This is a genomic window from Deinococcus aquaedulcis, from assembly GCF_019693445.1.
Lineage (GTDB): Bacteria > Deinococcota > Deinococci > Deinococcales > Deinococcaceae > Deinococcus > Deinococcus aquaedulcis.
Map to the genome: position 1 here is coordinate 35,307 of NZ_JAHRBL010000006.1, position 12,123 is coordinate 47,429.

11 protein-coding genes are annotated in these 12,123 nt (G+C 67.1%); 7 read left to right on the top strand and 4 right to left on the bottom strand.

Going from position 1 to position 12,123, the window contains the following annotated elements; all coding sequences use genetic code 11:
* Positions 1 to 215: 215 nt before the first annotated feature.
* The gene (locus KMW22_RS09330) at positions 216 to 1,175 is read right to left on the bottom strand and encodes an ArsR/SmtB family transcription factor (RefSeq protein WP_221089778.1); all 960 of its coding nucleotides are present in this window, start codon (positions 1,173 to 1,175) and stop codon (positions 216 to 218) included.
* A gap of 402 nt (positions 1,176 to 1,577) precedes the next feature.
* On the opposite strand from KMW22_RS09330, the gene KMW22_RS09335 reads away from it, so the two are divergent.
* The 5 genes from KMW22_RS09335 to KMW22_RS09355 all read left to right on the top strand — a co-directional run bounded on the left by KMW22_RS09335 (position 1,578) and on the right by KMW22_RS09355 (position 6,820).
* Positions 1,578 to 2,873 (top strand): ABC transporter substrate-binding protein, encoded by a 1,296-nt coding sequence (locus KMW22_RS09335; protein ID WP_221089779.1) that lies wholly within the window; start codon positions 1,578 to 1,580, stop codon positions 2,871 to 2,873.
* 115 nt (positions 2,874 to 2,988) lie between these two features.
* Positions 2,989 to 3,930: a carbohydrate ABC transporter permease gene (locus KMW22_RS09340; protein ID WP_221089780.1), complete on the top strand. Its 942-nt coding sequence runs from the start codon at positions 2,989 to 2,991 to the stop codon at positions 3,928 to 3,930.
* On the top strand, positions 3,927 to 4,805 hold the full coding sequence (locus KMW22_RS09345) for a carbohydrate ABC transporter permease (RefSeq protein ID WP_221089781.1): 879 nt from the start codon (positions 3,927 to 3,929) through the stop codon (positions 4,803 to 4,805). Before KMW22_RS09340 ends, KMW22_RS09345 begins: the two co-directional genes overlap by 4 nt.
* Before the next feature lie 90 nt (positions 4,806 to 4,895).
* Positions 4,896 to 5,906 carry a glycoside hydrolase family 43 protein gene (locus KMW22_RS09350; RefSeq protein ID WP_221089782.1) on the top strand — a complete coding sequence of 337 codons (1,011 nt, stop codon included), beginning with the start codon at positions 4,896 to 4,898 and terminating at the stop codon, positions 5,904 to 5,906.
* Positions 5,903 to 6,820: a glycoside hydrolase family 43 protein gene (locus tag KMW22_RS09355; RefSeq protein ID WP_221089783.1), complete on the top strand. Its 918-nt coding sequence runs from the start codon at positions 5,903 to 5,905 to the stop codon at positions 6,818 to 6,820. Before KMW22_RS09350 ends, KMW22_RS09355 begins: the two co-directional genes overlap by 4 nt.
* A 237-nt stretch (positions 6,821 to 7,057) precedes the next feature.
* Here KMW22_RS09355 and KMW22_RS09360 read toward each other — a convergent pair whose 3' ends face one another.
* The 3 genes from KMW22_RS09360 to KMW22_RS09370 form a co-directional block, all read right to left on the bottom strand.
* A complete protein-coding gene (locus tag KMW22_RS09360) occupies positions 7,058 to 7,360 on the bottom strand; it encodes a barstar family protein (protein ID WP_221089784.1) in 303 nt (100 codons plus the stop codon).
* Positions 7,361 to 7,403: 43 nt separating this feature from the next.
* On the bottom strand, positions 7,404 to 9,227 hold the full coding sequence (locus tag KMW22_RS09365) for an alpha-amylase family glycosyl hydrolase (RefSeq protein WP_221089785.1): 1,824 nt from the start codon (positions 9,225 to 9,227) through the stop codon (positions 7,404 to 7,406).
* Positions 9,228 to 9,409: 182 nt separating this feature from the next.
* Positions 9,410 to 10,162: an MBL fold metallo-hydrolase gene (locus KMW22_RS09370; RefSeq protein ID WP_221089786.1), complete on the bottom strand. Its 753-nt coding sequence runs from the start codon at positions 10,160 to 10,162 to the stop codon at positions 9,410 to 9,412.
* Between the two features lie 105 nt (positions 10,163 to 10,267).
* Here KMW22_RS09370 and KMW22_RS09375 point away from each other — a divergent pair, with 105 nt between their 5' ends.
* The gene (locus tag KMW22_RS09375; protein WP_221089787.1) at positions 10,268 to 10,861 is read left to right on the top strand and encodes a TetR/AcrR family transcriptional regulator; all 594 of its coding nucleotides are present in this window, start codon (positions 10,268 to 10,270) and stop codon (positions 10,859 to 10,861) included.
* 9 nt (positions 10,862 to 10,870) lie between these two features.
* Positions 10,871 to 12,091 (top strand): flavodoxin-dependent (E)-4-hydroxy-3-methylbut-2-enyl-diphosphate synthase, encoded by a 1,221-nt coding sequence (gene ispG / locus KMW22_RS09380; RefSeq protein WP_221089788.1) that lies wholly within the window; start codon positions 10,871 to 10,873, stop codon positions 12,089 to 12,091.
* The last annotated feature ends 32 nt before the right edge of the window (positions 12,092 to 12,123 follow it).

Consider the following 12,123-nt stretch of genomic DNA (forward strand, 5'->3'; position numbering starts at 1 on the left):
ATGCGTGTCCCAGTCGGCACTTGCTGGATTGAGACCCCCAGAGCAGTGACCCAGGCGCGTCGGTAGGACCAAAGGGTCAGCCCCAAAGCTCGGGCCTCTGCTCAGGACAGCCAGGCAGCCCAGGTGTGCGCGGCTACCACCACACCTGGGTCAACTTTTTTAGAAGTGTGATGTCCCGTCCCGCTGAGCGAAGACCAGACTTTGCAACTCTAGCCTCAGGGCACGCGGGGGGCTTCGCCGGGGAACACGTAGCTGGTGCGCATCACAATGTCCTGCTCGTAATTGCCGAACTTGCGGCCAAACAGGGTCATGCCGCCGCAGTTGCGCGCCTCGGCCCGCACCTCTAAGCGCACCTTGATCTGGTTGGCGCCCTGCAGGTTCAGGTCCCCAATGGTGAGATCAGACAGCCGCTCGCCGTCAATGTAGGCCCCCTGCGCGGTCACAATCCAGTGCTTGAGCAGGCCGTGGGTGGTCTGGTCCTCGTTCCACCAGCGCGGTGTGAGGTGGGTGCGCGCGCCGCCAAAGTCGCCGGGGCTGGTGTAGGTGCCGACCTCGTGGCCGTTGATGAACAGGGTGATGTCTGAGGGCCATTCGGGGTCGTACTGCGGCGCCTCGGAGCACAGTTCCATGCTCAGGTCCAGGGTGTCGGGCAGGGCGCCGTAGGGCAGGTTGTTGGGAAAGGTGTATTCCACGAAGCCCGCGCGGCCAAACCACAGAATCTGCGCGTACACATGGTCGGGTTCGTACATGGACCGGGGGTTGTCCAGCATGCCGATGATCTTGGTTTCCGAGGCGAGGCCACAGGTGGGCTGCGCCTCGATGTGGGTGTAGTTGCCAATGGGCATGGAGACACTGACCTGATGCGGGTTGGATTCCACATCCACGCCGGGCAGCTTGTACACGATCTCGTCGTAGCGCTTGGAGCAGAGCTTCTGCGAGCCGCGCGTGCCGGGCTCGTACTCAAACGAGATCAGCCCGGCGGCGTGCAGGTGGTTCAGATTGAAGTTCACTGTGGAATGCGGCAGGTTCAGGGCGTCGGCCAGCTCAGAGACGTTCATGACGTTCTGCGACAGCTGGCTCAGCAGCAGCAGCCGGGTCTCATTTGCCAGCGCCTTGAGCACCACCAGCGCCTCCTGGCCTTCCACTCTGAGGACGCGATGTCTGGACACGGGCATAGAACCTCCTTCCGGACGACAGCCGCGCCTGGGGCGCTGACCCTGCCGGAACAGTCTCGAATATAACAAGTTTTAGGTATAGGTTGTGATGACCAGACACGGAGGTTGGGCGAGCCTCTCAGGTCAGGTATGCGTGCAGGACGCCACCTATTCCAGCTCATGCAGCAGTACTTCTCTAAAAAATCCTCATTTTTTGTTGACTTATAACAACTTGCTCCGTTACTATCGTTCCACCAGATTGACATGAGAGCTGTGCAGCGCGTGCTGCAGGTTGGTCCGGGTTTCGTGCCAGGGGTGTGCCCTGGCCAGGGGGCCCGAGCGGCCTGAGTGCCCAGCGCGCACCCGTCTCCTGCTCTGGCGCTGTTGACGATCCGGCCGTCTTGTCCTTCCCAGGAGGCACCTATGAACCGTTTGGCCCGTTCCCTGAGTCTGGCCCTGCTGCTTGCGGGCACCGCGACCGCCCAGAAAGTCAGCCTCACCTACCTACACGGCTTTACTGGCCCGGACCGCCCGGTGATGGAAGCCCTGATCAAGAAATTCAACGACACCCACCCCAACATTGAGGTGCGGGGGCAAGCGCAGCCCTGGGGCACCACGTGGCAGCAGCTGCCCGCCCTCGTGGCGTCTGGCCGCGCGCCGGACGTGGTGGTGATCAACGAAGACCAGATCACCGGCTTTATTGCGCGCGGCGCCCTGACGCCGCTGACCGCCCCCGAGATGAAAACGGCGGGCCTGGACAAGAACAAGTTCTTTGGACCTCTGTTCAAAACGGCCGACTACAAGGGCCAGTCCTACGGCGTGCCCATTTCCAGCGTGGCGTACGTGATGTTCTACAACAAGGACCTGATGAGAAAAGTTGGGCTGGACCCCAACAAGCCGCCCCGCACCCGCGCCGAGTTTCTGCGTGCGGCGCAGCTGTGCACAGTGGACAAGAGTGGCAAGAACGCCACGCAGGCCGGCTTTGATCCCAAGAACCTCGACACCTGGGGGGTAAGCCTGTACAACAACTGGGTGGGGGCCCGGGCTGCCTACGCCGCTATTCTGCAGAACGGCGGCGCCATGACTGACCGCAACCAGAACGCCGCGTTTAACTCGCCCCAGGCAGTCAGCGCCGTGCAGTTCCTGGTGGATCTGGTGCAGAAGCACGGCGTGGCGCGCCCCAACGCCACCGAGGAAGCCGAACTGGCCGCCTTCTCGCAGGGCAAGGTGTGCATGTTCCCCAGCGGGCAGTGGTACCTGGACCGCTTTGAGAGCCAGAAGATGAACTTTGGCGTGACCTTTATGCCGCGCGTTGGTGGTTCGGTGCGCGACGCGGCCTGGGGTGGGTCGAGCCACCTGACGCTGCCGCGCCAGCCCGCCAGCTACAGCGCCGCCAAACGCCGCGCCGCGCTGGAATTCATGGCCTGGATGGCCCAGCCCGAGCAGAACCTCGCCTGGACCGCCACCGGCAGCCTGCCCACCCAGGCGGCCGTGGCTGGCAACCCCCGCTTCGAAACGGCTGCCATCAGCGGGATTTTTGACCGCCTGAACAATGTGTACGCCACCAGTGGCTTCCCCTGGGTGGGGCAGGTCATGGGGCCCTTTGACGCCGCGTGGGAAGCCGCTTACCTGGGCAAGAAGCCGGTGGCCAAGGCCCTGAACGACGGTGTGGCCGAGGCCAACAAGCAGATTGAGCAGGCCCGCAAGAACTTCCGCTAAAGCCGGGGCGTGGGGTGGGGGCAGCGGCGCCGGCCCGGCAGGGGTAGGCCCCGCCACCCCCACCGCCCGTTTTATCCCCGGCCGCCTGCCCTTCTCCCTTTTTCAGAGGTGAACCGTGACCACCACCCAGGCGCCCGCCACGCACGCGCCGCCCGGCACCCGCCGCCGGGGCTCGCTGGAGCCGTACCTGTACCTGCTGCCCCACGCGGCGCTGTTTTTCATGTTCACCGTCTATCCCATCGGGTACGGGCTGTACATTAGCCTGCACCGCTGGGACCTGCTGAACAACACCCAGACCTTCGTGGGCACCGAGTTCTTCCGCAACCTGTTCACCAGCGGCACCCCGCAGTTCGAGTTCTTCTGGCGCACCCTGTGGAACACCACCTTCTTCACCCTGGTCAGCGTGCCGCTGCTGGTGGCCGCTGCGTTGGGGCTGGCCGCGCTGCTGCACCGGCCCATTTTTGGGCGCACCTTTTTCCGGGCGGTGTTTTTCATGCCGGGCATCCTGACTGTTTCCGTGATGGGCATTCTGTGGCGCTGGATGTTCGACAACCAGATTGGGCTGGTGAACGCCGCGCGCGACCTGATGACCGGCGCGCCGCCTATCGCGTGGCTGTCCACCGAGGGGCTGGCCTGGGTGCCTATCGTGGTGGGCACGATCTGGTGGACGGTGGGCTTCAACATGACCCTGTATCTGGCGGCCATGAGCAACATTCCCCACAGCCTGTATGAAGCGGCGGCGCTGGACGGCGCCACGGGCACGCAGCAGTTCCGCTTTATCACGTGGCCCATGCTCACGCCCATCACGCTGTTCGTGGTGATCACCACGGCGCTGGCGTCCTTTCAGCTGTTCGGGCAGTCGCTGGTGATCACCAACGGCGGCCCCACGCGCTCCACCCAGAGCGTGATTCAGTACATCACCGAAGAGGGCTTTACCAACTCGCAGATTTCCAGCGCGGCGGCCATGGGCTTTGTGTTTGGCCTGATGATGCTGGTGCTCACGGCCGCGCAGTTCCGGTTGATGGCGCGCGACGTTCAGAGCGCGGAGGAGAAATGACCACGGTGCCGCCCGAAGGAGCGCCTGTCCGGGCCCAGCCCCCCCGACGCCGCCGCTTACCGCGCGAGTGGCCCCGTTTTCTGGTGCTGTGTCTGCTGTCGCTGCTGTTTCTGGCGCCCGTGTACTGGATGATCAGCACGTCGTTTAAAACCGAGGCCGACGCCATCGCGTCGCCGGTGCAGTGGTGGCCCGCGCACCCCACCCTGGAGAACTACCGCGCGGTGCTGACCTCGCCGGACGGCAACATTCTGCGCTGGACCTGGAATTCGCTGTTCGTGGCGCTGACCTTTACCGTGCTGCACGTGGCCCTGTGTGCCCTGACCGCCTACCCGCTGGCCCGCATGCGCTTTCCGGGCCGCAACGCGTGGTTCTGGTTCATCCTGTCCAGCCTGATGATTCCGGGGATCGTGACCCTGGTGCCCACCTACATCATGATGCTGAACTTCGGGTGGATCAATTCGTTCCACGCGCTGATCTGGCCGGGCATCAGCGGGGTGTTCGGGGTGTTCTTGCTGAGGCAGTTTTTCGTGGGGATTCCCCGCGAACTGGAAGAAGCCGCCCGGCTGGACGGCGCGGGCAATTTTCAGATTCTGTGGCGCATCATCCTGCCGCTCAGCGTGCCCTCGCTGGTGACGCTGGCGGTGTTCGCCTTTATGGGGTCGTGGAACAACTACCTGTGGCCGCTGTACACGGTGACCGACGTGGACAAGATGACGCTGCCGGTGGGGATCACCACCTTTTCCCAGCGCTACACCACCGAATACGGCAAGTTGATGGCCGCCACCACCCTGGCCGCCGTGCCCGCCCTGGTGGCCTACCTGATTGCCCAGCGCTTTCTGGAAGCAGGGCTGTCCACCACCGGCCTGAAAGAGTAGGCCCGGTTTGCCGGAACCAGAGAGCCCCGTGTTCCCACGCCCTTTCCCCCCTGGGCGCCCCGCACCTGACGGGGCCCCGCTGGAGACTTCATGCTCAAACCCCTGTTTCTGGCCCTTGGCCTGCTGGTGGGCTCCTGGGCCCAAGCGGGGGGCGCCGCAAGCCCCCCGCCCACCGCGACAGCCACCACCTTCAGCAACCCGGTGCTGGACGCCAATTTCCCGGATCCCTTCGTTCTGCGGGCCGGCACGCAGTACCACGCCTACGCCACCAACGGCAGCGGCGGCAACGTGCCGCACGCGGTCAGCCGCGATCTGGTGCACTGGGAGCGGGTGGGCGACGCCATGCCCGTGCTGCCTGCCTGGGTGCAGCCGGGCCTGACCTGGGCGCCCGAAGTGGTGCAACTGGCCGGGCGCTACGTGCTGTACTTCACCGCCCGGGACCTGAAGAGTGGCCGCCAGTGCATTGGCGTGGCCACCGCTGCGCAGCCCGCTGGGCCGTTCAAGGGCCAGGGCAGCGGGCCGCTGGTCTGTCAGGTGGAGGAAGGCGGCAGCATTGACGCCAGCCCCTTCGTGGACACGGACGGCCGCGCCTACCTGCTGTGGAAAAACGACGGCAACTGCTGCAACCTCAGCACCCGCATCTACCTGCAGCCGCTGGCCAAGGATGGCCTGAGCCTGACCGGCAAAGCCACCGACCTGATCCAGAATTTCCAGCTGTGGGAGGGTGCCGTCATTGAAGCGCCCACCCTGTACAAGGCGGGCGGCACATATTACCTGCTGTATTCGGCTGGGCCCTTTGACAGCGACCTGTACGCGGTGGGCTACGCCACCGCCAGCAAGGTGACCGGCCCCTACAGCAAGTCTGCCGACAACCCGGTGCTGACCAGCCGGGGCGCGGTGGCGGGCCCCGGCCACCAGTCGGTGGTGACCGACGGCGCGGGGCAGACGTGGCTGGTGTACCACGCCTGGACCGCCGGCCAGATTGGCGATCAGGTGGGCTACCGCAGCATGCGCCTGGACCGTGTGACCTTCAGCGGGGGCCGGCTGAAGCTCAGTGGGCCCACCCTCACGCCGCAGCCCGCCCCTCGCCCCGCCCGATGACCGGCCCCCGCTTTCCCGGCTACTTTGCCGACCCCTTCGTGCTGGCGTGGCAGGGGACCTATTACGCCTACGGCACCGGCCTGCACGGCCATGAAGAGGGCGGCAACGGGCGGGCCTTTGAGGTGCTGTCCTCGCCCGATCTGCAGCACTGGACCTCGCACGGAGGCGCCCTGACCCCGGTGCTGGCCGAGCGGCGCGACTACTGGGCGCCCGAGGTGGCCGAGCAGAACGGCGTGTTCTACCTGTACTACTCGGTGGGGCAGGGCGACCAGGGCCACCACCTGCGGGTGGCGACGGCCACCCATCCCCTGGGGCCCTTCACCGACCAGGGGCTGAACCTGACCCCAGATGAGCCTTTCGCCATTGACCCCCACCCGTTCCGCGCCCAGAACGGGCAGTGGTACCTGTATTTTGCCCGCGATGAACTGGGCGGCGAGCGCGTGGGCACCATGCTGGCGGTGATGCCCCTTCGCGACCTCCTGACCCCGGCCGGGCCGCCCCAGACGGTGCTGCGGCCCTCGGCCGATTGGCAGCTGTACAGCCGGCAGCGGCCCATGTACGGGCAGGTGTACGACTGGCACACCCTCGAAGGGCCGTTTGTGGTGTTCCGCTTCGGCCAGTACCACTGCTTTTATTCCGGCGGGGCCTGGACCAGCGCCACCTACGGCGTGGGGCACGCGGTGGCCGACCATCCGCTGGGGCCGTGGCACGAACCGGCTGGGGCGGCCACCGTCCTGCGCAGTGGGCTGAACGGCTGGATTGGGCCGGGCCACAACTCGCTGGTGGTCGGGCCAGACGGGCAGGACCACATTGTCTTTCATGCCTGGAACGCTGGGCACACGCACCGCCAGTTGCACGTGGCCCGGCTGGACTGGACCGGCGGCGTGCCCCGGGTGCAGGAGGAAGAAGACTGAGCAGGGGAGGAGGGGGGCATGGAAGGGCCGCCTTTCGTCCTTGCCCTGCTGCGGTGCGCCCAGGACCGCACGCCCTGACGTGATCGCCTGAACAGCATCAAGCGCGCCCAGCCAAAAGAGGTCTGGGCGCGCTTGGTGCTTCAGATGGAGTCGGGAGACGGCGCCGTGCTCTGCGGCGCTGCTCCTCACCCTGCAGGCAGAGCAGGACCAACCCTGAGCAAGCCCCCAGAACCAGAGCTACTCGAAGACAAGCCGGACTGAATCTGTTCCTTGTGCCATCTCCCTGAGCATGTCGATGAATTGCCCGTCACGAAAAGTTGCAAGTGACGAAGTATGGATGAAGCGAAGCTCGTCGGCATCAGGCCAGCCTGGACCACCCCAGAGGGCATCCCGAAAGGCATCGAAATTTCGACCAAAGTCTGGGCTTTCCGGCTTCACATCGTGCACGTACGCCGCCCAGAAGTCCTGTTCAGAACGCACGCCAGAGCAATCGACAATTTTGGTTCGAGTGTCCATCACACCATTGTCTGCTCGGGTCACGGTGGGCTGTTCAGTAGGCTCAGCCTACCGTGGCCTCCGCACCTCAACCCTGCAGCAGAATCCGGCCGCCAGCAGCCTGCACCGTCACCTGACCGCCACTTAGGGTCTCGCCGCTTAGAGCGTCGCGCCACTCGCCGCCGGGCAGGGCCAGCGCGACCTCGTGGGCCTGGGGGCGGCGGCTGATAATCACCGCCGCGCGCACGACGCGGCCGTCCTCATGGGTGTATTCGCGCAGGAACGCCACCGCGTCGTCCTCGGCGTGCAGAAAGCGCAGGTTGCCGCGCTGCAGGGCCAGCTGCTCGCGGCGCACCGCGATCAGGGCCTTCACCCGGGCGCGCAGGGGCTGGTCCCACGCGGCCTCGTCCCAGGGCATGGCCTCGCGGCACCAGGGCATGGCGCCGTCGCGCGACTGGCTCAGGCCCACCTCTGAGCCGTAGTAGGTGCAGGGCACTCCGGCGTAGGTCATCAGGAAGGTCAGGGCGGCCTGGAACAGCGTGCGGTCATTGCCCAGGCGGTACAGGGCACGCGGCACGTCGTGCGATTCCAGCACGTTAAACATGCTCAGGGCCACCTGCGGCGACAGGGCGTGGTAGGCGTCCCAGAGCAGCTCGGCCAGTTCCTCGCCGCCCAGGTTGCTGGGTTCAAAGGTGAGGTTGCCCCGCGCCAGCCACTGCATCACCGGCAGGCCAAAGCCGTGGTAATTCATGGAGCCGTCCTCGCCCTGGCCGTCCAGCGCGTGCTCGGGGTCGTAAAAGCGCTCGCCGAACACGTAGGCGTCGCCGCGTTCCTCACGCGCGGCGCGTTTGAGGGTGCGGTGCAGCGGCAGGTTGTCTTCGTCGGTGCCGCCCGTGCCGATCATGTGGGCCACGTCCAGGCGCCAGCCTGCCGCGCCCCGGCGCAGCCAGTGGCGCACCACGGACTCCTCGCCGCTGAAGAATTCATCAATCGCTGCCGGGTTGCGGTAGTCAATCTTGGGCAGCGTGGGCACATCGAAAAAGGCGTGGTACGGCGGCTTGCCGGGCTCGTCGCGCCAGGTGAACAGTTCGCGCTCGGGGGCCGCGTGGTCGTCCAGCGCCGCCTGAAACAGCGCGTGCTCATTGCCCACATGGTTGAACACGCCGTCCAGCACCAGCCGGATGCCCGCCCGCTGGGCCGCGCCCACCAGTTCGTCCCAGGCCGCGTCGCCGCCCAGGTGGGGGTCCACATGGCGGTAATCGGTGATGTCGTAGCGGTGGTTGCTGGGCGACACGAAAATGGGGGTCAGCCACAGCCCGGTGATGCCCAGATCCTGCAGGTAGGGCAGCGCCTGGGTGATGCCGTTCAGGTCGCCGCCGTAATGCCCGTGGATATCGCCCCAGGCGTCGATGGGGGTGTTCCACGCCACGTGCTCCACGGCCCGGCCGCTGTACACGTATTCACCGGTCTGCACGTCGTTGCTGGGGTCGCCGTTGCGGAAACGGTCGGGGAAGATCTGGTAAAAGACGCTCTCCCAGGCCCATTCGGGAGCCGTGTGGCCGGCAAGGTACGTGAACCACGAGCGAAAGCCACGCCGGGTGCGGTGCAGGCCCAGCGCCGTGAGGTGCAGGTGGTCGTTGCCAAAGTTCAGCTGCCACGCGTAGCGCACGCGGCCTTCGTGCACGGGCAGATCGGCCTCGAACCAGCGGCCGGGCAGGTCGCCGGCCACCTCCACTTCCCGCGCGGGGTGCGCTTCAATTTCACCCACGCGCACCAGCTTGAACTTCACCTCCGTTACCGGCAGGGTGGTGCGCAGGCGCACGCGGACGGTCTCGCCCAGGGGCGCGCCCAGGCGCCCGGTGTAGGCAGGGGTGTGGTCGTGTTGGGTGGACAGCAGGGGAAAAATGGACATGCGGCGCTAACCTCCGGCACGGCAGCGCAGCGGGCACGACCTCTTGCGTGAATGCAAAGAAAGGTCGTGCCCGCTGCGGACAAGCGTTGCCTGTGAACTGTTTGCCCCAGTGTGGGGGCGTCGCCGCCCTGCGGTCAAGAGGAAAGGCAGGGGGTGGACTGCACAGGCCCGCAGGCCCTGCTCTAGCCGCCCCTCCCGGCCAGCCCGGCCTTGGCGGCCACCGCGCCCCCGGTGGTCATGCCGGTCAGGCGCCCCACGAAGGCGGCCACCTGCGCGGTCAGGCGACTGGGTGCGCGGCCCTCTTCGGCCTGGGCCACGGCGCGCCTCATGGCGGGTCCCGGGTCTCGCACCACGGGGCCGTGCCCAGTGGCCAGAAAGCGGGCAGGCACGGCCAGCAGCGCGCGGGCGCTTGCGGTGGTCCCGGCCGGGTCATGGGTGCCCAGGGTGGGCAGGGGGAACACAGCGCTCAGCACGCTGGCCACGTGAAGCCCTGGCACGTTCACGAAGGTGTCGCCGCTGTACAGGGTGCCGTCGCGCTCATCCAGGTACGCCACGTGGCCCGGCGAGTGGCCCGGGGTGTCCAGCACGACCAGGGAGCGCACGCGGTCCCCGGCGCGCAGCAGGCGGGTGGGAGCGCTCTGCACCCCCAGCGCCGCCAGCCCCGGGGCGTCGTGTTCGCCCAGCAGCACCTCCAGCCCCGGGTGCGCGGCCACCAGGGCGTCCAGGCTGCCCACATGGTCCGCGTGCGCGTGGGTGATGGCCACCCGGCGCAGCGGCCGGCCCAGGCGGGCAATCAGCGGGGGCAGGCGCCGTTCCAGGCCGGGCAGGCCCGCGTCAATCAGGGTCAGGCCATCGGATTCGGGGACGAGGTAGGTGTTGACCAGCCCAAACTGGGCCAGCCGGATGGGCGGGTGGGCGCTGTGGCGTGCCGACATAGGAAACCTCCGGATGGCCGGGCGGCCAGCAAAGCGAACGGCGTTCGTCTTGTGTATTTACCGTACACCTGCGCCGGGGTGGCGTCAAGGCGTACACTGTTCGCCATGCCTTATCCCGCCAAACTCACGCCCGAGGCCATTCAGGCGGCGGCCTGGGCCCTGCTGGAACAGGGCGGGCCGGCGGCCCTGGGCATGCGCCCCCTGGCCGAGGCACTGGGCGTGCGCCCCAGCAGCCTGTACCGCCATGTGGGTAGCCGCGAAGCCCTGCTGAGCACCCTGGCCGAACAGGCCGCCAGCGCTCTGCGCGCCGAACTGGCAGCGGCGGCCGGGCTGCCCCCCCGCGCGGCGTTGGCGACAGTGGCGCAGGCCTACTGGCACTTTGCCCGCACGCGGCCCCATGCCTACGACCTGCTGCTGACCCCTGTGGCGCCCCAGGCACCGGGCTTAAGGACCCCGGCTGGCAAGGCGCTGTGGGGCGCGCTGCTGGAGCGGGTGGGCGCGCTGACTGGCCACCCCGACGATACCGGGCACGCGGTGGCCTACTGGACCTTTCTGCACGGCGCAGCGGCGCTGGAGCGGGCGGGACTGTACGGCCAGAGTGGGCCACAGGGCGGCGTGGAGATCGGCCTGGGGGCGCTGCTGGACCGGATGGAGGCGGCCGGGCACCTGTCCTCGCGGCCAGCGGGGGCGCCCGCGTAGACTGGGGGCATGACCCGCCGCCAGACCGTCAGCGTGAACGTGGGAGGCGTGTTCGTGGGCAGCGCGCACCCCATCGTCGTGCAGAGCATGACGAACACCGACACCGCCAACGCCGAGGCCACGGCCATTCAGATTGCCCAGCTGGCCCGCGCCGGCAGCGAGATCGTGCGCGTGACCGTGAACACCCGCGAAGCCGCCGCCGCCATCCCCGAGATCGTGGCCCGCCTGCACGAGGTAGGCCTGAATGTGCCCATCGTGGGCGACTTTCACTACAACGGCCACATCCTGCTGCGTGAATTCCCGGACACGGCCCGCCTACTCGCCAAATACCGCATCAACCCCGGCAATGTGGGCGCGGGGCAGCACCACGACGCCAACTTCGCCACCATGATCGAGGTGGCCAAGGAGTTCGACAAGCCCGTGCGCGTGGGTGTGAACTGGGGCAGCCTGGACCAGCAGGTGCTGGCCAAGCTGATGGACGAGAACACCCGCGCGGGCAGCCCCAAGAGCGGCACCGACGTGATGATTGACGCGATGGTGGTCTCCGCCCTGGACAGCGCCCGCTACGCCGAGGAACTGGGGTTGCCCCACGATAAGATCCTGATTTCGGTGAAGGTGAGCAGCGCGCCGGAACTGTGGAAGGTCTACCGCCAGCTGGCCCCGCTGTGCGACTACCCCCTGCACCTGGGCCTGACCGAAGCGGGCATGGGCATGAAAGGCATCGTGGCGAGCAGCGCGGCCCTGGCGCCCCTCCTGATAGACGGCATCGGCGACACCATCCGCGTTTCCCTGACCCCCGAACCCGGCGCCAGCCGCAAGCTGGAAGTGGAGGTGGCCCAGCAGATTCTGCAGAGCCTGGGGCTGCGTCAGTTTCTGCCGCAGGTCACCTCCTGCCCCGGGTGCGGGCGCACCACCAGCACCTTTTTCCAGGAGCTGGCCCAGAAGATTCAGGATTACATCCGCGACACGATGCCCGAGTGGAAGGCGAAATACCCCGGCGTGGAAGAGATGCAGGTGGCGGTCATGGGCTGCATCGTGAACGGCCCCGGCGAAAGCAAGCACGCCAACATCGGCATCTCGCTGCCCGGCACCGGCGAAGACCCGCGCGCCCCCGTGTACCAGGACGGCAAACTGCTGACCACCCTGAGGGGCCCCCGCATTGCCGAGGACTTTCAGGACTTGCTGGAGCAGTACGTGGAGCGCCGCTACGGGCAAGGGGTGGGTGTTTAAGCCATAGAGGGTCTACCGGGGGTATGGGTCTT

Bases quoted from the DNA above. Each gene is read 5' to 3' on its own strand.
- ispG (WP_221089788.1), top strand. From the start codon at position 10,871: ATGACCCGCCGCCAGACCGTCAGCGTGAACGTGGGAGGCGTGTTCGTG.
- KMW22_RS09335 (WP_221089779.1), top strand. From the start codon at position 1,578: ATGAACCGTTTGGCCCGTTCCCTGAGTCTGGCCCTGCTGCTTGCGGGC.
- KMW22_RS09370 (WP_221089786.1), bottom strand. From the start codon at position 10,162: ATGTCGGCACGCCACAGCGCCCACCCGCCCATCCGGCTGGCCCAGTTT.
- KMW22_RS09375 (WP_221089787.1), top strand. From the start codon at position 10,268: ATGCCTTATCCCGCCAAACTCACGCCCGAGGCCATTCAGGCGGCGGCC.
- KMW22_RS09355 (WP_221089783.1), top strand. From the start codon at position 5,903: ATGACCGGCCCCCGCTTTCCCGGCTACTTTGCCGACCCCTTCGTGCTG.
- KMW22_RS09330 (WP_221089778.1), bottom strand. From the start codon at position 1,175: ATGCCCGTGTCCAGACATCGCGTCCTCAGAGTGGAAGGCCAGGAGGCG.
- KMW22_RS09345 (WP_221089781.1), top strand. From the start codon at position 3,927: ATGACCACGGTGCCGCCCGAAGGAGCGCCTGTCCGGGCCCAGCCCCCC.
- KMW22_RS09350 (WP_221089782.1), top strand. From the start codon at position 4,896: ATGCTCAAACCCCTGTTTCTGGCCCTTGGCCTGCTGGTGGGCTCCTGG.
- KMW22_RS09365 (WP_221089785.1), bottom strand. From the start codon at position 9,227: ATGTCCATTTTTCCCCTGCTGTCCACCCAACACGACCACACCCCTGCC.